Origin of the sequence: Roseateles sp. UC29_93 (genome assembly GCF_042695725.1) — a bacterium.
GTDB lineage: Bacteria > Pseudomonadota > Gammaproteobacteria > Burkholderiales > Burkholderiaceae_C > Roseateles > Roseateles noduli_A.
The window spans coordinates 1232030-1255318 of record NZ_CP170545.1 but is presented as its reverse complement, the minus strand read 5'-3'; the positions used below and the strand labels follow the sequence as shown (position 1 = coordinate 1255318).

The window sequence follows — 23289 nt, the reverse complement described above, 5'->3', positions numbered from 1 at the left end:
GCACAAACTTGGCCGCACGCCACATCGGCACGGCTAGGCGCATAGAGGAGGTGAGGTGCCCGCTAGCGGTCTTCGAAGGGGGCGCGGGGGGGAAGCGTGCATGCATTTGTTCGAAGGTGCCCCCTCAAAAATGTCTAGCAAATTTGAGCCGCGCCGAGTTTCCGTTGTCTGACCGACGAGTCAACTTCAAGCCGTCAGCAGGCCGGGCCGACGAAACGAGGGGGGTAGCTCCATAAGGTGTTCTATTGGGCTCACCCCCCACGTTTGTCAGCGAATCGAGCGGATCACGGATTGACCGGCTCGCTGCCAAGTTTGGCTTGGATCTTGAAGCCTCACGAAAACCAGAGCGAACGTCAACGCGTCCCGCCAGGTCTGCCGATCGGCTGGAACGGCAACCCCCGCTTTGATGCTCCGGATACTTAGCCGATTCACGGAAGCTGGCTGCGTCAGCAGATGAGCTTTTATCCGTGCTGAGAGGCTCTGCGTGAGCGGACCAAGTTTGAGATCAGGGACGATCTTCCACACGATGCCGGGCAAGCTCTCGGCGAGGGCTTCGTGCAAGCCTTTGATATCTGCTAGGACAGTTAGCGACATCGCATGGGCCATGCCGTCTTCATCCACATTCCGACAGCTCCCTCGGTTCATCGCCTGGAGCACACAGTGAGCCACTTCTGACAGTTGAATCGCCCTCAGTTGCTCGGACGTAGGTCGATAGCACAAGTCATCTTCACGTCCCGCAGCACTTGCTGATAGGTCAAGCGGACTTCGACGAAGTACGCCACCTAGAAGGATGTGCTGACAGTGGCTGTATTCGCTCAGGCTTGTCTCGTTCCCCCATGTCAGCCAGTTGATTCGGGCACGACCGTTGAACAGCCGAGCCTCGAGATCGACACCGCGTTCTCCCAGTTCTCTCCGTACCTTCGCAAGCAAAGTTGCATCGTCATCACCCTTGAAGGTAAAGATCAAGATGGCCTCGTCCATCGGGATGTCGGCGACGCTTGCGGCAAGGGCAGAGACCATTTCCTTAAGACGATCAGGATGAGTCTGGAGTGTTGTCCGTCCAGTCGCTAGGCAGAGTTGTCGTACCGAGACTCGGTCATACCTCTTGCACGTCCTCATCGCTGAAGTTGTCCCATCGAGGATCGCGTGGTTGTGCGTCAGTTCCCGAATCGGATAGCTGGCGTCCAGAACTGCGATGTTGTCGAGTTCGGCTGGTACGGCGACGGTGTAACGGATCAGACCATCGCCTGACATGCCGTTGCCCGTCAACGCCATCGAGATCGGATGCGTGGCTAGCTTGGTCAACTGCCGCACCGCCTTAACCGCCGCAACGCGAAGTGGACTCCCTCCAGACCGCAATTGGCAGGCTAGTGCCTGGATCTCATCCAGATCGAGAGAGCCGCGGAGATCAATGGGCTGGGGCTTCACTCCCATGCGTTGAGCATCGAGATCGGCCTGCATCGCTAGAAGTGCATCCCTGAGCCAGTGGGCCAAGCAGGAGTCATGCAACTCAGGAAGTAGTCGCTCGACAGCCGACTTAACGTCCAGCCAAGTTAGAACTTGGACGTCGGCGGTGATGAGACTCTCGTCCCAAATCAGGAGGTGGCGTTTGGCTCCTTTGTGCAGTGCAAACGTCGATGAGTCACGCTGCCCTCGAATCCGCGCGTGAGACACCAGCATGATGGGTCGATCATCCTCACCCGTATCGGGAAGTCTCGCGTTGGCGCCTTGACTATGCCTAAGGCCGATCATTGACTCTGGAACTCCTGCCCGCATCAAGTCCAGCTTGATCGAGCAGAGGGCGTCAATCTGAAATGCTGAAACGGCTACGGACAGTCCGAGTCGTAGCTCATGAACGGCAGTGATCCAAGCAACGACGCTCTGAGTCTTTCCGGCACCACAAGGCATCGCATACGCGAACCGTCCTGGAAGGACGCCGAGGGCTTGACCGCTGAGCGCTTTGCTCAGGTCTAGGAGCGCTTGCCCATGCGTTGAGCTGATCTGGTTTCCGTAACCTCGAAGGGCTGCGAGCACCTTGCTGTGTGCGAGCGAGCTGAGCCTCTCCAGAGTGGACGGCGATTGAGGAGTTGGCGAGCAACAGTTGCCACCCTCAAGGTGTGCGGGATGTACTTCTTCATTGATAGAGTGCATATCGAGTTGGTTAGTTCAGGGCTCCGCCTCACCTGGAAAAGGTGCGGGAGCGATGAATGGTTGTGGCTACCTACGGTCGAAAGACGTTGGTGGCCGAGAGGGAGGGGGCAGGAACAGCTCGAAGGCGTTCAAGAGAGCTGCCTGCCCTCTATATCCGGTACCGATTTGCCAGCCTCGCGTGCAGAAGTTGCACGTACTGCTCTGATACGGTACCGAATTGGCTCTGCTGACTGGTCGCCGGACCTTGATGGGTGACGGTGGACGTGGGCGAGCCCTCGCCACGAAGTCGTTGCGGGACCCGCAGGATCAGCGCCGGACGCAAGAAATGAAGGAACTTCCTGAGCCACTCTTCGCTGTCTACGCGCTATCTCTTCCTCGTGGCCATGGCTTTGGTTCGAGGCCGCCAGCGGGGGCCTGGACTACCGATGACGGCGCTTCAGTTGGAGTATTGACGCGCGACGACTCCAACGTTTTTGGGGTGCTCGTGATGCGACGCCGTGTCGATGATGTGTGGACGATCACCGATGCGGCAGACGGCATTTCGGATCGCGACCAAGCGATGCGTCGTATCGGCGAGGCGTTAGTCGAGGGGAAGGCACGTGAGCCCGTCCCATCGGGCGTTCCACCGCGCGCTGCGCTGTATGACTTGGGCAGTAGAACCGCGAGTGATGTGTTCGGGCTTCTCGCTGCCCCTACGCATCACCGAGCCGCATGGATGCTCAATCAGCTCTATCTCGCTCTTCCTAGACCAGATGCGAACTGGGTAAGCGACTGCCAGACAGGCAACTTCCACACTCGGCTCTGGGAAGCGATCCTCCTGGGGGCCTTTAGGGAGCAGGGCCACCTTGTCACGCAACCCCAAGAGTCTCCAGATTTCCGCATCGAGAACCGACGCGGAGACTCGGCATGGGTTGAGGCGGTTACCGCCAATCCCTCTGTCCCGTACAACCATTTCAACGCGCAGGAGGTCGCTCCGCCAACGGAACCGATGGAGGTTTTCGCCGGTGCTGCGGCCGTGCGTTTTGCGAAGACGCTTGGGAACAAGCTACTCCGCCGGTACGACCAACTGCCGCATGTGAAGGGGCAGCCTTTCATGATTGCGCTTGCCGACTTTCACGCGGCAGGCTCGATGAAGTGGTCGCGTGAGGCCCTGATCGGATACCTCTATGGGCATGGCGCGGAAGTGGTCGAGGTGGCTGGCCTCAAGCAGCCGAGGTCCCTACCTTTCACGCATCTACTAGGGCCTTCACGATTCCCTGCTGGCTTGTTCGCGAACGAGGCCTGTGCGGAACTCAGTGCAGTCGTCTTCTCCAACGCCTGCAGCATCGCTAAGCTCAATCGAGTGGCGATCACAACCTTCGGCGCACCCGCTGGGTTGCGCTACATGCGCATGGGTCGATTCTTTGACAGAGCACCAGGCGCACTCGAAGGGCGACCCTTCTGCATGGACATCATGTCCGATGAGTACAGAGCCCTATGGCCGGGCGAGCGAGAGCCTTGGTCCGCCGAGTTGGAGGTCTTCCATAACCCTTTCGCGCGGCATCCGGCACCTCGCCGCCTGCTCCCTGAAGCTACCCATTGGTTCATGCAGGATGGGGAAGTGGTCTGTGCCAGCCACTATCCACATCAGATACTTTGGTCTCAGTCGATGATCCTCGATGCAGACAAGCCAGCCCCGACGCTTGAGGACTTCCTGCGGCGTGGAGCGTATATCGTTCAAGACGATGCCTAGCCTTCCGGCAAGGTGGGTCGAAGCGTCAGATGATCAGCGCAGAGCTGCTTTCAAGCGACCAAGTAGGGTCGGACGTAGGTGCTTCGACGCAATCTCCGCCACCTTCAGAAAGTATGAACGCTGAGAGACAAGCACTGCCGAAATGCTTTCGTAGCTCTGTGGTCCTGGTAGCGGCTGGTTGTTGAAGTCGCGGACGGTACAGAGCTGTCCACCCTCTGGCCTCGTCGACACAACGATTGAGGCGAGCAGCACAGGCGTGTCGTTGTGCATAAGCCCTACCGCCATAGACGTAGCGCCGGCAGCGAATTCGGTGAATCGAACAAAGCCAGGGAGCCTCGCGTGAAGTCCGAGGCTGTTCGCGAATTCCTGCACCAAGAGCACCTCTGACTGAGAGAGCAAGGCACTCTCAATAGCTGTAGCGGAGCTGTGCTGAGGGCTTCGCTCCTCGCGTGCCTTCAAAGACTCGATTACTTGCCTAACTCGCACCTCCGCAAAGACTAGAGCCTCGCGGAAGTCGCGATAGGCTGAATGCGGTCCAAGTTGCTCTCCTTCTGAGGAAAGTGGCCCGAACCAGACCCCACCCTTCTGGTCTGGTGCACTTTGAACCATGGCCACATCGGCGCTGAATGCAAATTCCTGGGCTTCGATCCGCAGGACTACAGCGTCAAAGCCAGCAGACGATCCCAGCGTTGCCGATACCGTTACCCCAGTTGTGAGTTGCAGGCGTGACAAGCCATCGCGCAGTTGCGAGAGGTGTTGGTCCGCAAACTTGTAGCCGGTTATGCGCAGCATGGCGAGCTCGGCAATGCTTCTCGCGGCACATGCAGCGAGCTGGAGCCCCTGGAGGTGAGGTACTCCCCGCGATGAAGCTGGGGGCAGGCGCTGACGCCCTCACGATCAACAGCCCGGCTCGGCCTATTTATTGACCCGATGACCAATGCTTCATGAATTCCGTCCAAGGCGCCCCCCTCCTGTACTTAACCTCGAATGCCGGTCGCGACCAAAGCCGCATATCGGTGTAATTTGTCGTGTTCAAGGACGACAAATTGCATTCTGGCTTGAGCGGACGTTGAAGACAACCATGCGTGTTGGCTCGCTACACGACAACGTTGGTTGACCTTGCCCTCCAAGAAAATTGACCTGGCTGTCCGGGAGGCCCTGCCTATCCGGCTTGGACGGAACATCGCGTCGAGACGGAAGGCGCTCGGGCTTACCCAAGCCGACCTTGCCGAGCGGCTAGGGGTGGATACCGAGACGCTCTCGCGCTTCGAGCGCGGCAAGCATGCGCCCTCGCTGATGACGTTGGAACGCTTAGCGGCGGAGCTGCTAGCGACCTGCGCCGAACTACTTGACGAAGCTCCAGCTGCGGTAACTTCTGAAGCTCACGAGATGGAAGCGCTCATCGGGGGCTTGACGCAGAGCGACGTCGCTTTCATCAGACGTTCGCTCAAGGCATTGCGAGATCATCTTGCTTCGAGAGCAAAAGGCAGCTGAGGTCCGGTAGGACTGGCCGAGCTTTGTACAGCCAAGATGCCGAAGCGTCGGACGGGGCCAATGGTCACGGCCATTGACCATCTGACCCCCTTGCCGTCCGTTCGTTGCAGCGCTACTACGATCTTGAACAACCTGTGAACAGATCGAGCAGGGCAGTAGCGACAGGTGACAGGTTTGGGGTCTATTCAAGCAAAAGCTTTGCGGCCAACTCGTTCCGGATGCGTCGCGAGCCGAGGTCTGTTAGCCGATAGTTGCCGTTGCGGAGTACGACTACTTGGCGCACGCTTGGATCAGTGAGCTTTTGGAGTACCCGAGTGACTGTTGACGCAGCCGATTGGCTGTGACGCCCGCATTCCGTCCGAGAGAAGCCTTGCTCGCCCGCGTAGTGCAGAAGCACAAGAAGCTCTTCCTCAGCCGACAAGTCGGTTCGTTGAACGAGTAGCACGTCTTCAAACTTTCCGATGCAGGGAACATCGAACTGAAGCAGCTCTCTGATCGCTTTTGCTACCTGTTCTCGATCTCCATTCCAGAACAGACGAAGCGTCTCGTTCATAGCCCAACGAATGCACTCGATAACAAGCTTTGCATCCATGTGGTTGGGTGCGTAGCTTGGGCTGATGTGCACAGCACCTCGCTGGCTTCGGAATTTGTAGACCGTCTTAAGTACCCGCACTAGGTGGAGTGCGTTCTGCCTTGGCTGTATCGCATGGTTTACTTGGTCATTCTCAATGTACTTGTTGCAGTCATCGAAAGACTTTGCATTGCTGAGGTTGCCAGAGTCCTTGTGGTAAATGATGCGAGCCAGAATCTCACAGAACTGGCCTCCATCGAGTTCGGCCGGTTCCCAGTCGCGCTGGATGAAACGCTTCTCAGCAGAGATGAATTCGTCTAGAAGCTGGCTACAAAGCAGATGGTCTAGCGGCGGCGACAGCTGAGTAAGCAACTGTGCTCTGTCCACAATCGGCATCAATTACTCCGTCCGGCCCAATGCTTTGGCCACTAGGCTTTGTGCGTAAGCCTCTCCCGCATCGGTGAGATACCAGGCGGAGGGATTGCGGGTCGTATCCTCTCCAACTACGGCCGGACCGGCTTTCGTTTTAGCCTTTCCTAGGTCTCGGTTAATGTTAAAGGTAAGGATGGTGCCGGACTGCCGGAAGTGTTTATTAAAGGTGTCGGCGATGCCGCGTGCCGACAGGTCTTTATGACTCGTCTGGTTGGCGACGACGTACAGCAACCAGATCGCTTTGTCACTGGTCTTCCATGTCTGGAGTGGATTTCCGAACTTCGTTGGATCGTGCGGCCAGTCAACCACGGTGGACACAGTTTCCGTCGCTGGGGCGCTTCTCTTGGAGCTGGGCTTTCGGCTCCCTTTGCGGCGAACCTCTTGGACCATTTCGAGCGCTGCAGGAGGAGACGCCGAAGCAGTGGTAGGCGGGGCGGGTGGCTCGCCCTCCTGATGGCCTGACACCCCCGTAGCAGCACCTATAGCCGGAGCAAGCAGTCCAGTTAGCTGATTGGAGATGCCTCTCGTGAGCGCTGGAATGTCGTCCTTTTCACCTTCGATGCTGACTTCCAGGCCCTGGAGTTTGAGCGATACCTTGAACTTCGCCATGAATTCCTCCCTGTATCAGGTTGTTGTTCTAGGATCCTACAAGGATAGAGCCAAGCGGCATAGAAGCGCGATTGCGAATGCCGATCTCGCCAGTAGGCGTCCCCGCGATCAGGGGGTAAGCGTCATGCGCGACGAGAAGTTCTGGCCAACGTGGAAGTCCAGCAGACTGATCACCGGCTAGAAGTAAAACGGCCAGCCTTCCCTCTACTCTGCACATTGACGCGAGGAGCCCGCGTGAGCGTTGGCAGCTGAATGCTCACAGAGCCTCCGTGACGCCAAGTGAGCCGGATCAAGCGTTCCAGCGGGTCATAAGCTCCCTCCGTGAAGATGGAGCGACAAATGGCGTTGGTTTCTTCTGCTGAGGCTGCGCCCGCGTCCAATGCGTCCGCAAGCGACAACGACCTCCGTTGAGAAATCCCTGGGGCGATCTGCTGAAGCTCTCGTTCAAGAGAATTTGCTTCGGCTCGATGTCTTGCGCGATCCGCTTCCAACGAGTCGATCCGGCTCCGGACAGTGGGTGAGAGATAAGAGGACTCGGCTTCAGTCACAAGGGCGCTGAGCGCTTGCTCCACACGTCCAAGCGCGACCATGACCGCTCCAAGGTTCCAGCTTAGTTCCTTCGCTCGCTCACCCTCCCCGGGGCAAGAACGGAGAGCTGCGGGCAGTTGATCCCAGATGGCAGACTCGACCTGTTCCGCACGCATCGGCTTGAAGAATCCGCACCGCAGTGCCCCCTTCTCCTTGCTGCCAACGCACATGTAGTACGACCATACGGTGCCGTCTGCACCTTTGCCCTTATTCGCTCGAACAATCGAACGGCCACAGTGACAGCGCAGGAGTCCACCAAGCGGATTCTTAACCGGACTCTTGCTTGCAGCACCCCTGGGTTTGCGGACTGAGCGCAGTGCTTGGACAGCTGCCCAAACCTCCTCCTCAACGATGTTTGGGTAGTAGCCGGGGATTGCGTCCAACGCTACCCGGGTGGACTTGCCAGCGATGTGCTGATACGTATGCGGTGTCATAGTGCCGATCACCGCGCTGTTCGAGAGAATGCGCCCCACGTAGCTAGCGTGCCAACCAGACGATCCTGCCCGCCGCCGTCGCCCTTGCTCCCAGGCGAAGGGGGCCGTGCCTCGGACATTCAAAGTTGCAGCGATGGTTTGTCTTCCCTGGCCCGACAGGGCCATCGCGAAGATGTCTCTCACAACCTCTGCATACTCCTCGATCACGACAAAGCCGTTGTCAGTTGCTCGCAGCCAAGCAGGAGCCAGAGAGGTGAGTCGCCCGCCTGGTGAAGCTGACGCCTGTTCGCGCTTTTGTTCCCACGCGTGGCGGAGTCTTCTGGCCTTCGTCGCACTCTCTTCATTTGCACGAATCATGAACAAGAGTGCGATGAGAAGGTCTGTACCTTCCAGGCTCTTCAGATCGTAGATCCGCTCATCGAAGAGCGTCACTACATTGACCCCAGCCTCGATGATGTCCTCCAGGGTACGCAATGCCTTACGTGCTGTCTGCCGGGACAGGCGGTCGAGCGACTCGACAAGGAGGTAGCTGCCCTTTGGGATGTGCCCATCGCGTAACAGCTCAAGGAAATCTGCAAGCCTTCCGCTTTCGGCATTCGCGCCACGGAAGGCGCTCAGTCCGAGGTCGTGAAGATCGAGAGACTCATCCAAGTCCAGACCGTGCTGGTCGGCATATCGACGTGCGATGGTCACCTGCCGACGGTAGGAGTCGCCCTTCTGTTGGTCGGGAGTAGAGAAGCGCACGTAGCTGAAAGCTTTTGGGCGAGCGGTAGCCGGGGTGGTCATTTCAACAAGGTGGCGAGAGTTTGGGTTTCACGACCTTATTATGAGGATGCTCAATGCGCCTGCCGCGGCGATCTCCAGGGCGCGCTTCGGCCCGGTCTGGCCCTTGATGTCGCGCAGGTCGAGCGGCGTCTCGCCGCGCGGCGGCGGATCGCGCTGCACGCGAGGCAAGGGCGCTTCGCTGCGGGCTTGCAGCGCATTCACGAGGTCGAGCAGGTGCGCGGCTTCCCGCACCACCAGGCCTTGCACCAGCGCTGCCTCGTCGGCACAGCCGCGCGGCAGGACCAGTTCCCGATCGAGCTTGGCGGCGCGCAGCGCGAGCGCCATCGCCAGCGCGCCCTTGACCGGCCGCAGCTCGCCTGAAAGTCCGAGCTCGCCCGCGCATTCGATGTTCGCGAGCATGTCCGCGTCGATCTGCCCGCTCGCCGCAAGCAGCCCGAGCGCGATCGGCAGGTCGAAGCGCGCGCCTTCCTTCGGCAGGTCGGCCGGCGACAGATTGACCGTGATGCGCTTGTTCGCGGGGAACTCCAGCCCGCTGCTCTGCAACGCGGCGCGCACGCGCTCGCGGGACTCCTTGACCTCCAGGTCCGCGAGACCGACCAGGGTGAAGCTCGGCAGCCCGTTGGCCAGATGGACCTCGACTTCAACGGCCGCGGCGGATAGGCCGTCCAGCGCGCGGCTGTGGATGATGGAGAGGGACATCGCCATGTGACGTCGCCCAGCGTCAGCGTTTGGGCAGGCCCTTGAGCACCATCTCAATGGTGTCTGTCGCGGCTTTGAGCAGCTCGATGCCGGGAAGACCGCCGCCTGCGGAGGAGGTCTCTTTCTCGGGCGTTGAAGGCACATCCGTATTGACCTTCATCGAGAACGTTGCGCGGACCAGTCCGATCGCCAGGACAACCTCGCCAATCAACAGGATCGAGATCACGGCAACGACGGCGTGCGGCCAGGCTTGGGCCGGTGAACCGTTGGTGGCGTCCACGTCGGTCGCCGTGTCGAGGCTCGCGGGTGTCGCATGTGGAGCGTCGTACTGCCCGGCATGCACATCGCTGACAAAGCCGGATATCACGGCGTGGAGGCCGAGTGTGGTGAGGACTAGCACCATGGCGGCGAGGCACAGCGACAACGCGCGGAAGCACATGCGGGCGCGCGCTTCGATCGAGTCGTCAGAGACGCGGAGAAGCGGGATCTCGGGTGTGATCGCGGCCTCCGCCTCCCCTTGTCGGTCCGGTGCGTGCTCCGAGGGAAGTTGGGACATTTGCAGCTCCTTGAGCAGCAGGCGGCGTCATCGAGTCAACGACGTCGGAGCAGCTGTTGGTATCGGAATTCGAGGAGTTCCAATGGAACCCAGAGCGTCTTGACGATGTGGTCGACGTTTCTCATCCAGCCGCTCGTGACGCACCACCGCAGCTTCTCGGTGGGCACGAGCAGACTGGCCGCGAACATGTTGGCCGCATGGTCCCGCGGGTCGGGTGGGTGGTTTCCGAACGAGTTCCACGCCTCCAGCGGCGGATGCTCGTGACGCAGCAGGATATGCCCCAGGCCATGAGCCACCGCGAAACGCTTGCGATGGTTGCTGCCGTTCGTGTCGATCACGATCCGCAGTCCACCGTCCGGACCCGCGTACACCGAATGGCGATGGTGATCAGCCAGGGCACACACACGGATCCCCATCTGCTCGGCAATCTTCTCCGGAAGGATCGGCATCGCGCCATCGCCGTACCGCGCCACCACCCACTCCGCCGCGTCCTCCGGCCGCAGGTGCGACAGGTCCACCGGCCACCGCACCGTCACGTTGCTCGATTCGCCGTTCGACCCGCCGTTCGACCTCTCGTTCGATCCGTCGCCTTGCATCTGCATTCCTTCCGCACCCATTCGGTTCATGAGCTCCGCAGTGTCCGCAGCGAACGATTTCACGCCTAGCACCCTGTTGGGGCGTTTCCAGGGTTAACCACTCCCCCGCTTGTGCATGCATTTGGTGCGCTTTGACGCTTGACGGGGCGTGATCGGCAACCGTTCGTGGCGATGTGAGCCGGAATGGGGCCCCTTCATGGGGGAAGGGACTCGCCGAGGCCCGCTTGGCACAAAAGCTGCAAAGCCACGTCCGGAAGCAGTCGCCCAGAGTCGCCCCAAACAATCAGGAGCCCCCGCGCATGAATCCCATCGCCGTCGTCCGCGCCGCAGCCGTCGCCGCCATCGCCGCCATCGCCCTCCCGGCGCTGGCGCAGGAGGCCAACCCGCTGTCCTTCAACGTCAGCGTCACCTCCGACTACCGCTATCGCGGGATCTCGCAGACCCGCCTCAAGCCCGCCCTGCAAGGCGGTGTCGACTACGCCCATTCGAGCGGCTTCTACATCGGCGCCTGGGCCTCGACCATCAAGTGGATCAAGGACGGCGGCGGCGACGCCGACATCGAGATCGACACCTACGCCGGCTACAAGACCGAGGTCGGCGGCGGCGTCACCGTCGACGTCGGTTTCCTGCGCTACAACTACCCTGGCAACGACCTGCCCACCAGCGCCAACACCAACGAGCTGTACGGCGCGGTGTCCTTCGGTCCCGCCACGCTGAAGTACTCGCACTCGATCAGCAACCTGTTCGGTTTCGCCGATTCCAAGCAGAGCGGCTACCTCGACCTGAGCGCCACCTTCGACGTCGGCGGCGGCTTCACCCTGACCCCGCACATCGGTCACCAGAAGGTCAAGAACAACGGCGACTTCAGCTACACGGACTACTCGCTCACGGTGAACAAGGACTGGTCCGGCTTCACCTTCGGCGCCGGCTTCGTCGCCACCAACACCGACAACTACATCGGCGGCAAGGGCAAGGACCTGGGCAAGAACGGTGTGGTCGTGTCCGTCAAGAAGGTCTTCTGAGGAGCTACGCATGAAACTGATCACTGCCGTCATCAAGCCCTTCAAGCTGGATGAAGTGCGCGAGGCGCTGAGCGCCATCGGCGTCCAGGGGCTGACCGTCACCGAGGTCAAGGGCTTCGGCCGCCAGAAGGGCCACACCGAGCTGTACCGCGGCGCGGAGTACGTCGTCGACTTCCTGCCCAAGGTGAAGATCGAGGCCGCGGTCTCCGACACCGTGGTCGAGCAGGTCATCGAGGCGATCGAGAACGCCGCCCGCACCGGCAAGATCGGGGACGGCAAGATCTTCGTCTCCCCGCTGGACCAGGTGATCCGCATCCGTACCGGCGAGACCGGGCAGGACGCCCTCTGATCGCCCCCTGATCCGCCGCGGCCCCCGAGGGAGGCCGCGCACTCCGCAGCAGTCCTTCGCCGTCCCCGCGCGCAGCAGTTCCGCGCGTGCGCCGATCAAGATCCAACGAAGAGAGTCCCGATCATGAAGAAACTACTCGCCTGCCTGGCCTTGGCCGCGGCAGCCTTCACCAGCCTGGCCCCCGCGGCCATGGCGCAGGATGCGGCCTCCGCGCCCGCCGCCGTCGCCAGCGAGACGACCGCCCAGGCCCCCGCGCCGACGGCGCCGGTGGCCGCCGCGCCCGCCGCCTCGGCCCCCGCCGACGCCGCCTCGGCCGCCGCCGCGCCCGCGCCGGTCCCCAACAAGGGCGATACCACCTGGATGATGGTCTCCACCCTGCTGGTGATCCTCATGACCGTTCCCGGCCTGGCGCTGTTCTACGGCGGCCTGGTCCGCAGCAAGAACATGCTGTCGGTGCTGATGCAGGTGATGGTGACCTTCTCGCTGATCCTGGTGCTGTGGGCCCTGTACGGCTACAGCCTGGCGTTCACCGAAGGCAACAAGTTCGTCGGCGGCTTCGACCGGCTGTTCATGAAGGGCATCTGGGACAACGTGGCCGGCACCTTCGCGCCGGCGGCGACCTTCAGCAAGGGCGTCTACATCCCCGAGATCGTGTTCGCCGCGTTCCAGGCCACCTTCGCCGGCATCACCTGCTGCCTGATCGTCGGCGCCTTCGCCGAGCGCATCAAGTTCAGCGCGGTGCTGCTGTTCATGGTCCTCTGGTTCACCTTCAGCTACGCGCCGATGGCCCACATGGTCTGGTTCTGGATGGGTCCGGACGCCTATGCCTCGGCGGCGGTCGTCGATGAGATGAACAGCAAGGCCGGCCTGATCTGGCAATGGGGCGCGCTGGACTTCGCCGGCGGCACCGTGGTGCACATCAACGCCGCCGTCGCGGGCATCGTCGGTGCCTTCATGGTCGGCAAGCGCATCGGCTACGGCAAGGAAGCGTTCACGCCGCACAGCCTGACGCTGACGATGGTCGGTGCCTCGCTGCTGTGGGTGGGCTGGTTCGGCTTCAACGCCGGTTCCGCGCTGGAAGCCAACGGCTTCGCCGCGCTGGCCTTCATCAACACGCTGTTCGCCACCGCCGCCGCGGTGCTGGCCTGGTGCGTCGGTGAAGCGCTGCTCAAGGGCAAGGCCTCGATGCTGGGTGCCGCGTCGGGCGCCGTGGCCGGTCTGGTCGCGATCACGCCGGCTGCCGGCAACGTCGGCATCGGCGGCGGTCTGGTGATCGGCCTGGTCGCTGGTTTCGCCTGCCTGTGGGGTGTGTCGGGCCTGAAGAAGCTGCTGGGCGCGGACGACTCGCTGGACGTCTTCGGCGTCCACGGCGTGGGCGGTATCGTCGGCGCGCTGCTGACCGGTGTCTTCAACTCCCCGAGCCTGGGCGGCCCCTCGGCCGTCGGCGACTGGGTGACCGCCGCGACGATCGCGCCGGACGCCTACTCGATCGGCTCGCAGGTCTTCACGCAGCTCAAGGCCGTCCTGCTGACCATCGTGTGGTCGGGCGTGGTCTCGGTGATCGCGTTCAAGGTGGTCGACCTGGTGATCGGTCTGCGCGTCTCCGAAGAGGAAGAGCGCGAGGGCCTGGACATCGCGTCGCACGGTGAAACCGCGTATCACAAGTAAGCATTCGAGAAGTAGATCTCCAGTCTCCTGCAATGCTCAAAGCCGCCCTTCGGGGCGGCTTTTTTTTCGTCGGTGCATCCCCATAATCCGCCGCCATGAACCTCCGCTTTGTCGAAGCCTTCCACTGGGCCGCCTCGCTGCGCAGCGTCACGCGCGCGGCGGAGAAGCTGCACATCACGCAGTCCGCGCTGTCCAGCCGCATCGCGTCGCTGGAGGAGGAACTCGGCGTGGTGCTGCTGGACCGTCGCGACAAGCAGTTCCGTCTGACCGTGGCCGGCCAGCGTTTCCAGACGCTGGCGCAGCGCCTGCTCGACGTGCAGCGGCAGGTGAAGGAGGAGATGGGCGGCGCCGGCGGCGCGGGGCGGCCCGTGGTGCTGCGCATCGGCGCGATCGAGTCGGTGGTGCACAGCTGGCTCACCGGCTGGCTGCAGGAGATGCGCGCGGCGAATCCGGACTTCGAGCTCGAGCTGACGGTGGAGACCTCGCCGGTGCTGGTCGATCAGGTGCGGCGGGGCGCGCAGGACCTGGTCTTCGCGGCGATCCCCGCGGCCGACGCCGGCGGCGTGCGCACGCGGGCGATGGCGTCGATGCCGATGGGTTTCGTCGGCCGGTCGGACCTGCACACGAAGCGCCGCTACGGGCTGTCGGACCTGGCGGGCCACGACCTGCTGACCTTCCAGCGCGGCTCGCAGCCGCACCAGGCGCTGCTGCAGATGTTCCAGGAATCCGGCCTGCCGCTGCCGCGCGTGCACGCGATCTCGTCGATCTCCGCGATGGTGCAGCTGGTGGAGGGGGGCTTCGGCATCGCCACGCTGCCGGTGGCGGTGGCGGAGCAACTGGCGAAGCGGCTCTCGCTGCGCGTGCTGCGCAGCGACACCGACCTGGTGGCGCTGCCCATCCACGCGAGCTACCGCGAGGATCCGAGCTCGCAGCTCACCGAGACGGTGCTCGACTCCGCGCTGGACTTCGTCGCGCGGCAGCAGCGCGCGGCGCGGGCTTCCGGGAAACCCCGCATGGCCGGAACGTCGACCCCGCGCTAAGCGGAAGCACTGCTGGGCTCATCGAAAAAATCGATGAGACGAGGCGGAAAATTTCCGTTGGATCGCAATGCCGGGCGGCTTCCACAATCCGCCGCATCGTCAGACAGCCTTCGCGATCCCGCCATGAGCCACCCGACCGATTCCCTCGATATCGACGCGTCCTCCAGCGCGCTCGACGTCCGACTCGCCGCGCGTCGCGGCGGTTTCACCGGCCACACCAGCGGCCTGGCCAGCGAGTTCGTGCAGGCGAATCTCGCCATCCTGCCGGCGGCGCTGGCCGCGGACTTCCGCCGCTACTGCGCGCTGAACCCGCAGGCCTGCCCGCTGCTCGGCGTGACCGAGCCTGGGGATCCGACGCTCGCCGCGCTCGGCGTCGACCTGGACCTGCGCACCGACGTGCCGCGCTACCGCGTGTGGCGGGACGGTGAACTCGTCGACGAGCCCGCCGACGTGACGCGCTGGTGGCGCGACGACCTGGTCGCCTTCGTCATCGGCTGTTCGTTCTCGTTCGAGCACGCGCTGCTGGCCGAGGGCATTCCGCTGCGTCACGTCGAGCAGCGCCGCAACGTCGCGATGTACCGCACCAGCATCGAGACCGCGCCGGCCGGCGTCTTCCGCGGACCGACCGTCGTGTCGATGCGGCCGCTTGACCGCCGCCGATGCGATCCGCGCGGTGCAGATCACGTCGAAGCTGCCGCAGGTGCACGGCGCGCCGCTGCACCTGGGCGATCCGTCGCGCATCGGCATCGACGACATCGCCCGGCCCGACTACGGCGACGCCGTCGACATCCGGGACGGCGAGCTCCCGGTGTTCTGGGCCTGCGGCGTCACGCCGCAATCGGCGATCGCGACGGCCCGTCCGCCGTTCTGCATCACGCATGCGCCGGGGCACATGCTCGTCACCGACCTCCTGAACCGCGATCTCATCGCGGCCTGATCGCGGTCCAACAACAAGGAACGACACCATGTGGCTCAGAGACACCACGCCGACCGAACGGCGCACGCTCACCGCGACTTTCGCCGGCTACGCCGTCGACGGCTTCGACTACATGATCTACACCTTCCTGATCCCCACGCTGATCGCGGCCTGGGGCATGAGCAAGGGACAGGCCGGCGCGATCGCCACCGGCGCGCTGCTGACCTCGGCGGTCGGCGGCTGGGCGGCCGGGGTCCTCGCGGACCGCTTCGGCCGTGTCCGCGTGCTGCAGTGGACGGTGCTGTGGTTCGCGCTGTTCACGTTCCTCAGCGGATTCACGACCTCGTTCGAGCAGCTCTTCTTCACCCGTGCGATGCAGGGCTTCGGCATGGGCGGCGAGTGGGCCGTCGGCTCGGTGCTGATCGCCGAGACGATCAAGGCGAAACATCGCGGCAAGGCCGCCGGCCTGGTGCAGAGCAGCTGGGCCATCGGCTGGGCGGCGTCGGCGCTGGCGTTCTGGGGGCTGTACTCGGTGCTGCCGCCGGAGACCGCGTGGAAGGTGCTCTTCTGGATTGGCATCCTGCCGGCGCTGCTGATCCTCTACATCCGCCGCAACCTTGACGAGCCGCCGGTCTACCTGGCTGAGCAGGCGCGCGCCAAGGCCCGCGGGGAGCGCGCGAACTTCCTGCGGATCTTCTCGCCAGAACTGCTGCGCAACACGGTGCTCGCCAGCGTGCTGGCCACCGGCATGCAGGGCGCGTACTACTCGGTGACGACCTGGCTGCCGACGTTCCTCAAGACCGAGCGCCACCTGTCGGTGCTGGGCACCAGCGGCTACCTGCTGGTGCTGATCGCGGGCTCCTTCGCCGGTTACCTGACGAGCGCGTGGCTCTGCGACGCGATCGGCCGGCGCCGCTGCTTCATGCTGTTCGCGCTGATGGGCGGCATCCTGGTGCTGGCCTACACGCAGATGCCGATCACCGACAGCCTGATGCTGGTGCTGGGCTTCCCGCTGGGCTTCTTCCTCTCGGGCATCTTTTCCGGCATGGGCGCCTTCCTGTCGGAGCTGTTCCCCAGCGACGTGCGGGGCTCGGGCCAGGGCTTTTGCTACAACATCGGACGGGCGTTCGGCGCGGCCTGTCCCGCGCTGATCGGACACTTCAGCACGCAGTACCCTCTCGGGCAGACCTTGGGATGGATCGCGGCGCTGTGCTATGGCCTCGTGATCGTCGCGGCGCTGGCGCTGCCTGAGACCCGTGGACGCGAACTCGCGCCCGCGGCAGCCTGAATGAACTCCTGGGACCTCACGATGCAAGCCACCCCTTCCCCCGATCGCTGGCAGTTCTGGATCGACCGCGGCGGCACCTTCACCGATCTGGTCGGACGCGCGCCCGATGGCACGCTGCAAACGCTCAAGCTGCTGTCGGAGAACCCCGAGCACTACCGCGACGCGGCGGTCGAGGGCATCCGCCGCCTGCTCGGCCTGAAGAACGGCGAGCCGATCACGGCGGAGCGGGTCGACTGCGTCAAGATGGGCACGACCGTCGCGACCAACGCGCTGCTGGAGCGCCGCGGCGACCGCACGCTGCTGGTGACGACGCGCGGCTTCCGCGACGCGCTGCGCATCGCGACGCAGGCGCGGCCCCGGCTCTTCGAGCGCCACATCCAGCTGCCCGAGCTGCTGTACGAGCGCGTCGTCGAGGCCGACGAGCGTGTCGATGCGCAGGGCCGCGAGATCGCGCCGCTGGACGACGCCGCGCTGCGCGTGGAGCTGCAATCGGCGTTCGACGCCGGCCTGCGCGCCTGCGCGATCGTGTTCCTGCACGGCTGGCGCGCGCCGGCGCATGAGCTCGCGGCCAAGCGCCTCGCGCAGGACATCGGCTTCACGCAGATCTCGGTCTCGCACGAGGTGAGTCCGCTGATGAAGCTGATCCCGCGCGGCGACACGACCGTCGTCGACGCCTACCTGAGTCCGATCCTGCGGCGCTACGTCGACCAGGTGGCGGCCGAGATGCCCGGCGTCCGGCTGTTCTTCATGCAGAGCTCCGGCGGCCTGACCGAGGCGCGTCGCTTCCAGGGCAAGGACGCGATCCTCAGCGGCCCGGCCGGCGGCATCGTCGGCATGGTGCGCACGGCCGAGGCGGCCGGCCACGACCGGGTCATCGGCTTCGACATGGGCGGCACGTCGACCGACGTCAGCCACTTCGCCGGCGAGTTCGAGCGCGCCTTCGACACCGAGGTCGCCGGCGTGCGCATGCGTGCGCCGATGATGAGCATCCACACGGTGGCGGCGGGCGGGGGCTCGGTGATCGCCTTCGACGGGGCGCGTCTGCGCGTCGGGCCGGCCTCGGCCGGCGCGAACCCCGGTCCCGCGAGCTACCGCCGCGGCGGCCCGCTCGCGACGACGGACGCCAACGTGATGCTGGGCCGCATCCAGCCGGCGCATTTCCCCAAGGTCTTCGGACCGGGCGCGGACGAGCCGCTGGACGGCGAGGTCGTGAAGACGCGCTTCGCCGAGCTCGCCGCACAGATGTCCGCCGCGGGCAAGCCGATGACGGCGGAGGACGCCGCCGCCGGCGCGTTGCAGATCGCCGTCGGCGCGATGGCGAACGCGATCAAGCGCATCTCGGTCGCGCGCGGCTACGACGTCACCGGCTACACGCTGCAATGCTTCGGCGGCGCGGGCGGCCAGGCCGCCTGCCTGGTCGCGGACGCGCTCGGCATGACGCGCATCCTGGCGCATCCGTTCGCCGGCGTGCTCAGCGCCTACGGCATGGGCCTGGCCGACCAGACCGCCATGCGCGAGGCTTCGATCGAGCGTGCGCTCGATGCCGACGGCCTGTCCGCCGCGCGCGAGACGGCGGCGTCGCTGGCCGCGCAGGCCGGCGGCGAGCTGGCGTCGCAGGGCGTCTCCGCCGGCGCGTTGCGCACCATCGCGCGGGCGCAGGTCCGCTACCAGGGCACCGACACGGCGCTCACCTGTCCGCTGCCGCTCGACGGGTCGGCGCCGGCCGCGATCGCCGCCATCCGCGAAGCCTTCGAATCGGCCTACCGGCGGCGCTTCGCCTTCCTGATGCCGGACCGCGCGCTGGTGATCGAGGCGGTCTCGGTCGAGGCGCTGGCCGCGGGCGCGTCGCTGGAGGCGCCCGTCGAGGCCGCCATCGCGAGCGCGCATCGCCCCGAGCCGCTGGAGCGCGTGCGCATGTACTGCCTGGCCGACGAGTCGCCCGCCGGCTGGCGCGAGGCCGAACTCCACCACCGCGAGTCGCTGCGCCCGGGCGCGCGCATCGACGGTCCGGCCATCGTCGCGGAGCGCAACGCGACCACGGTCGTCGACGCCGGCTGGCGCGCCGAGCTGCAGTCCTCGGGCGACCTGCTGCTGACCCGCGTCCGCGAACGCACCCGCACGCGGGCGCTCGGCACCGAGGCCGACCCGGTGGTGCTGGAGGTCTTCAACAACCTCTTCATGAACATCGCCGAGCAGATGGGCCTGCGGCTCCAGAACACGGCCCATTCGGTCAACATCAAGGAACGGCTGGACTTCAGCTGCGCGCTGTTCGACGCGCAGGGCCAGCTGATCGCCAACGCGCCGCACATGCCGGTGCACCTGGGCTCGATGAGCGAATCGATCCGCTCGGTGATCGAGCGCAACCCGTCGATGAAGCGCGGCGATGTCTACGTCCTCAACGACCCGTACCACGGCGGCACGCACCTGCCCGACATCACCGTCGTGACGCCGGTGTTCCTGGACGAGGACGACGCCAGTCCCGGCTTCTTCGTCGCCAGCCGCGGCCACCACGCCGACATCGGCGGCATCACGCCGGGCTCGATGCCGCCGTTCTCGCGGGACATCACCGAGGAGGGCGTGCTGATCGACAACTTCCAGCTGGTCGAGCAGGGCCGGCTGCGGGAGGCCGAGCTGCAGGCCCTGCTGCGCTCGGGGCCGCACCCCAGCCGCAATCCGGCGCAGAACCTGGCCGACCTGCGCGCCCAGGTGGCCGCCAACGAGAAGGGCGTGCAGGAGCTGCAGGCGATGGTGGCCCAGTTCGGCCGCGCCACCGTCGAGGCCTACATGCAGCACGTGCAGGACAACGCCGAGGCCTCGGTGCGGCGCGTGATCTCGGTGCTGAAGGACGGCGCGTTCACGCTGCCGCTGGACAACGGCGCCCGCATCCAGGTGGCGGTGACCGTGGACACGGCGGCGCGCCGCGCGACCGTCGACTTCACCGGTACCAGCGCGCAGCAGCCCAACAACTTCAACGCGCCCAGGTCGATCACGATGGCGGCGGTGCTCTACGTGTTCCGCACGCTGGTCGATGACGCGATCCCGCTGAACGCCGGCTGCCTGAAGCCGATCGACGTGATCGTGCCCGAGGGCTGCATGCTCAATCCGCGTTATCCGGCGGCGGTGGTGGCGGGCAACGTGGAGACCTCGCAGTGCGTGACCAACGCGCTGTACGGCGCGCTCGGCGTGATGGCGGCCGGCCAGTGCACGATGAACAACTTCACCTTCGGCGATGCGACGCACCAGTACTACGAGACGATCTCGGGCGGCTCCGGCGCCGGGCCGGGCTTCGCAGGCACCTCGGTCGTGCAGACGCACATGACGAACTCGCGGCTCACCGATCCCGAGGTGCTGGAGTTCCGCTTCCCGGTGCGGCTGGACAGCTATGCCATCCGGCAGGGGTCGGCCGGCGCGGGCCGCTGGTCCGGCGGGGAGGGCGGGGAACGCCGCATCCGTTTCCTGACGCCGATGACGGCCTCGATCCTGAGCAACGGGCGGACGTCGGGCGCCTTCGGCATGGCCGGCGGCCAGCCGGGGGCGGTCGGCGAGAACCTCGTCGAGCGCGCCGACGGCCGGATCGAGCCGCTGGGCCACATCGGCCAGGTGGAGATGGCGCCCGGGGATGTCTTCGTCATCCGCACGCCCGGCGGCGGGGGTTACGGCGCGGACCGGCGCTGATCGTCCGGAGCGCCGCTCAGGGGATTTGCGGCGAGGTATTCGGTGAAGTCGGCCATCGTCGTCAGATCCTTCTCCATCAGGGAGAAGGCGCCGCATAGCGCTGTCAGATCACGGGCGTGACGCAGCGTGACGGCGTCGACTTCGGCACGGCGCAGCCGGTGCCCGGTCCAGTCCGTGAAGATGCGTTCCATGCCGGCCAGCGCGGCGGCAGGCCCGCGTCCGTCGACGGACAGGAAAGCGATCCGCTCGTCAGGGCAGTCCTGGCGGTGGCGTTGGCAATGGCGGACGAGGGCGAGCGCTTCTGCCACCGTCAGGGCGTCGCTTGGGTCCGTCCGACCGAGTTCCACCAGATCGATGCTGCATTTCTGCGTCCGCGCCGCCGCCCTGCCATGGCGTGCCGGCGGAGCCAGCATCAGATCGAGCTGAACGGTCGTTGCGCGCTCGGGCAGGCCCTGCGTCGGCGGCGTGTCGACCCGACAGATGTCCGCCCGTTCGCCGGTGGGCAACTCGCCGTCCCAGGTGGAGGACAGGCCGTGGGGGCCCGTGCGGCAGGACTCCCCGGTGCTCAGGTCGACGATGAGGCCGACGTTGTGATGCATCAGCGCGCCGATCAGGCGGGCCCGGCTGGCGTCATCGACATCAGGCGCCCGCAGCACCAGCGTGTGGCTATCGACGAGATGGCCGCGCAGCGGCGCATCGTTCCCGCCTTGTCGAGGGGTATGCAGGGGACAACGCCGCTTTGCCGGGCAGGCGGCCGACGTCGCCAGTGCCACCTGGCGGCCCGGAGAAGCCGGTCCGACGCTCCAGTTCCTGGTAGAGGCGACGACCACGCTGGGGATTGGCGTAGACGACGACCGTGTCATCCGCCGACGGGATCTCGGCCGGCAGTGTGGGCTCCGATCGAGCGGTGAAGAAGCTCGGCAGCAGGTAGTTCAGCATGGGGATTTGCGAAGTGGTGTCGTCTGATGAGTTGTCGCCGGACCTCTTGAGTTCGAGGGAAGGAACGCAGCCTCTTGACTTGCGGCATGTCGCCCCCAGTTGCGCATGCCTAGAATCGGCTTACTCCCCTCAGGTCCGCCTCCCGGCGGCCGCTGCCCATCATGGTCCCTCACCTCATCACCGCCCTGACCGGGCCCATCAATGAACTGGAGCAGCGCGTGCTCGAGTCGATGCCGGCGATCGAACGCTGGTTCCGGCTCGAGTGGATGGAGCACACGCCCCCCTTCTACAGCTCGGTGGACCTGCGCAATGCCGGCTTCAAGCTGGCGCCGGTGGACACCAACCTGTTCCCCGGCGGCTTCAACAACCTGACGCCGGAGATGCTTCCGCTGGCCGTGCAGGCGGCCATGGCGGCGATCGAGAAGATCTGCCCCGAGGCCAAGAACCTGCTGCTGGTCCCGGAAGCGAAGAACCGCGGCAGCTTCTACCTGTCGAACCTGGCGACGCTGGTCCGCATCTTCTCGATGGCGGGGCTGAACGTGCGGCTGGGCTCGCTGGACGAGTCGGTCAAGGAGCCGACCACGGTCGCGCTGCCGGACGGCAATTCGCTGACGCTGGAGCCGCTGGTCCGCCAGCGCTCGCGGCTGATGCTCAAGGACTTCGATCCCTGCACCATCCTGCTGAACGACGACCTGTCGGCCGGCACCCCGGACGTGCTGAAGCACCTGCACGAGCAGTACCTGCTGCCGCCGCTGCATGCCGGCTGGGCGCAGCGCCGCAAGAGCCAGCACTTCCGCGCGTACGAGGAAGTCTCGAAGAAGTTCGCCAAGCTGCTGGGCATGGACCCGTGGCTGATCTATCCGCACTCGGTGGCGGTGGACGGGCTGGACTTCGCGACGGGCGCCGGCCTGGACGCGCTGCAGGCGCAGGTCGACGCGACGCTGACGCGCACGCGCCGCAAGTACAAGGAATATGGCATCCAGGAGAAGCCCTTCGTCGTCGTCAAGCCGGACGCCGGCACGCACGGCCTGGGCGTGATGACGATCCGCGACGCGAAGGACCTGGACGTGCTGGCGATCAAGGCGCGCGACAAGCTGGCCAGACTCGAGGGCGTGCCCGCGCTGTCGCAGGTGCTGGTGCAGGAAGGCGTCGTCACGCATGAGCGCATGCATGAGGCGGTCGCCGAGCCGGTCGTGTACATGATGGATCGCTACGTCGTCGGCGGCTTCTACCGCGTGCATGCCGACCGCGCCGAGGACGAGAACCTCAACGCGCCGGGATCGAGCTATGTGCCGCTGGCCTTCGCGCACTCGTCGCACCTGCCCGCCCCGGGCGAGAAGCCCGGCGCCAGCGCGCCCAACCGCTTCTACATGTACGGCGTGATCGGCCGCCTCGCCATGCTCGCGGCGAGCTACGAGCTGGAGACGACCGATCCGGACGCCGAGGACTACGCCTGAGCCGAGGCCGCCTGCGGACGCAGGCGGTCGATCAGCCGATGCACGGCGGCGTCGACAGCGCGCCAGGCCCGACGCAGCGGCAGCGGCACGGCATTCGCCAGGCGCTGCTTGACGCGCTGGTACCGCGTGGGCGGCGGGTCCGCCAGGTGCAATGGCAGCGCGCCCCCGAGAGGGTGTGGTGCGCGGGCCGAGGGGCTCTTCGGCGCCTGGCCGGGACGCAGCAGCGAGCGGGCCTCTCCCTCGCTCACTTCCTCCCAACCGCTTGACTGGGGCCGCGCTTTGTTCAC

At 65.0% G+C, this 23289-nt stretch carries 18 protein-coding genes and 2 pseudogenes; 10 read left to right on the top strand and 10 right to left on the bottom strand.

The genetic code is table 11. The annotated features are described in order from the left end of the window. Positions 1-267: 267 nt before the first annotated feature. Positions 268-1680 carry a hypothetical protein gene (locus ACFJIX_RS05845; RefSeq protein ID WP_377158399.1) on the bottom strand — a complete coding sequence of 471 codons (1413 nt, stop codon included), beginning with the start codon at positions 1678-1680 and terminating at the stop codon, positions 268-270. Between the two features lie 796 nt (positions 1681-2476). On the opposite strand from ACFJIX_RS05845, the gene ACFJIX_RS05840 reads away from it, so the two are divergent. Further along, positions 2477-3883 carry a hypothetical protein gene (locus ACFJIX_RS05840; protein ID WP_377158397.1) on the top strand — a complete coding sequence of 469 codons (1407 nt, stop codon included), beginning with the start codon at positions 2477-2479 and terminating at the stop codon, positions 3881-3883. A gap of 33 nt (positions 3884-3916) precedes the next feature. On the opposite strand, the gene ACFJIX_RS05835 is transcribed toward ACFJIX_RS05840, so the two are convergent. After that, positions 3917-4675 carry a hypothetical protein gene (locus ACFJIX_RS05835; RefSeq protein ID WP_377158396.1) on the bottom strand — a complete coding sequence of 253 codons (759 nt, stop codon included), beginning with the start codon at positions 4673-4675 and terminating at the stop codon, positions 3917-3919. A gap of 321 nt (positions 4676-4996) precedes the next feature. On the opposite strand from ACFJIX_RS05835, the gene ACFJIX_RS05830 reads away from it, so the two are divergent. Next, positions 4997-5377: a helix-turn-helix domain-containing protein gene (locus tag ACFJIX_RS05830; RefSeq protein ID WP_377158394.1), complete on the top strand. Its 381-nt coding sequence runs from the start codon at positions 4997-4999 to the stop codon at positions 5375-5377. Between the two features lie 181 nt (positions 5378-5558). Here ACFJIX_RS05830 and ACFJIX_RS05825 read toward each other — a convergent pair whose 3' ends face one another. The 6 genes and pseudogenes from ACFJIX_RS05825 to ACFJIX_RS05800 all read right to left on the bottom strand — a co-directional run bounded on the left by ACFJIX_RS05825 (position 5559) and on the right by ACFJIX_RS05800 (position 10711). Then, complete coding sequence (locus tag ACFJIX_RS05825; RefSeq protein WP_377158392.1) at positions 5559-6344, bottom strand: hypothetical protein; 786 nt, start codon at positions 6342-6344, stop codon at positions 5559-5561. A gap of 3 nt (positions 6345-6347) precedes the next feature. Continuing rightward, positions 6348-6989 (bottom strand): hypothetical protein, encoded by a 642-nt coding sequence (locus ACFJIX_RS05820; RefSeq protein WP_377158390.1) that lies wholly within the window; start codon positions 6987-6989, stop codon positions 6348-6350. A gap of 170 nt (positions 6990-7159) precedes the next feature. Next, complete coding sequence (locus ACFJIX_RS05815) at positions 7160-8797, bottom strand: recombinase family protein (RefSeq protein WP_377158388.1); 1638 nt, start codon at positions 8795-8797, stop codon at positions 7160-7162. Between the two features lie 36 nt (positions 8798-8833). Continuing rightward, a pseudogene (locus ACFJIX_RS05810) lies at positions 8834-9496 on the bottom strand (magnesium chelatase domain-containing protein); the annotation flags it as partial. A gap of 22 nt (positions 9497-9518) precedes the next feature. After that, positions 9519-10052 (bottom strand): hypothetical protein, encoded by a 534-nt coding sequence (locus tag ACFJIX_RS05805; RefSeq protein ID WP_377158386.1) that lies wholly within the window; start codon positions 10050-10052, stop codon positions 9519-9521. Positions 10053-10087: 35 nt separating this feature from the next. Next, the gene (locus tag ACFJIX_RS05800) at positions 10088-10711 is read right to left on the bottom strand and encodes an ImmA/IrrE family metallo-endopeptidase (RefSeq protein WP_377158384.1); all 624 of its coding nucleotides are present in this window, start codon (positions 10709-10711) and stop codon (positions 10088-10090) included. Between the two features lie 236 nt (positions 10712-10947). Here ACFJIX_RS05800 and ACFJIX_RS05795 point away from each other — a divergent pair, with 236 nt between their 5' ends. From ACFJIX_RS05795 to ACFJIX_RS05765, 7 genes and pseudogenes are all read left to right on the top strand, one after another. Beyond that, positions 10948-11670 (top strand): TorF family putative porin, encoded by a 723-nt coding sequence (locus ACFJIX_RS05795; RefSeq protein ID WP_377158382.1) that lies wholly within the window; start codon positions 10948-10950, stop codon positions 11668-11670. A 10-nt stretch (positions 11671-11680) separates the two neighbouring features. Then, on the top strand, positions 11681-12019 hold the full coding sequence (gene glnK, locus ACFJIX_RS05790) for a P-II family nitrogen regulator (protein ID WP_067279313.1): 339 nt from the start codon (positions 11681-11683) through the stop codon (positions 12017-12019). A 123-nt stretch (positions 12020-12142) separates the two neighbouring features. After that, positions 12143-13687: an ammonium transporter gene (gene amt / locus ACFJIX_RS05785; RefSeq protein ID WP_377158381.1), complete on the top strand. Its 1545-nt coding sequence runs from the start codon at positions 12143-12145 to the stop codon at positions 13685-13687. Between the two features lie 95 nt (positions 13688-13782). Continuing rightward, positions 13783-14727 carry a LysR family transcriptional regulator gene (locus tag ACFJIX_RS05780; protein WP_377158379.1) on the top strand — a complete coding sequence of 315 codons (945 nt, stop codon included), beginning with the start codon at positions 13783-13785 and terminating at the stop codon, positions 14725-14727. A 123-nt stretch (positions 14728-14850) separates the two neighbouring features. After that, positions 14851-15664 (top strand): annotated as a pseudogene (locus tag ACFJIX_RS05775) (putative hydro-lyase). Positions 15665-15692: 28 nt separating this feature from the next. Continuing rightward, on the top strand, positions 15693-16931 hold the full coding sequence (locus ACFJIX_RS05770; protein WP_377158378.1) for an MFS transporter: 1239 nt from the start codon (positions 15693-15695) through the stop codon (positions 16929-16931). Positions 16932-16952: 21 nt separating this feature from the next. Beyond that, complete coding sequence (locus tag ACFJIX_RS05765) at positions 16953-20606, top strand: hydantoinase B/oxoprolinase family protein (protein ID WP_377158377.1); 3654 nt, start codon at positions 16953-16955, stop codon at positions 20604-20606. Here the strand turns inward: ACFJIX_RS05765 and ACFJIX_RS05760 are convergent. Next, positions 20585-21379 carry a hypothetical protein gene (locus ACFJIX_RS05760; RefSeq protein ID WP_377158376.1) on the bottom strand — a complete coding sequence of 265 codons (795 nt, stop codon included), beginning with the start codon at positions 21377-21379 and terminating at the stop codon, positions 20585-20587. The genes ACFJIX_RS05765 and ACFJIX_RS05760 overlap by 22 nt on opposite strands. A gap of 327 nt (positions 21380-21706) precedes the next feature. Between ACFJIX_RS05760 and gshA the strand changes: the two genes are divergently transcribed. Beyond that, positions 21707-23002: a glutamate--cysteine ligase gene (gshA, locus tag ACFJIX_RS05755; protein ID WP_377158375.1), complete on the top strand. Its 1296-nt coding sequence runs from the start codon at positions 21707-21709 to the stop codon at positions 23000-23002. Here gshA and ACFJIX_RS05750 read toward each other — a convergent pair. Next, on the bottom strand, positions 22993-23250 hold the full coding sequence (locus tag ACFJIX_RS05750) for a hypothetical protein (protein ID WP_377158374.1): 258 nt from the start codon (positions 23248-23250) through the stop codon (positions 22993-22995). The two genes, gshA and ACFJIX_RS05750, sit on opposite strands and share 10 nt — an antisense overlap. Positions 23251-23289: the final 39 nt, after the last annotated feature.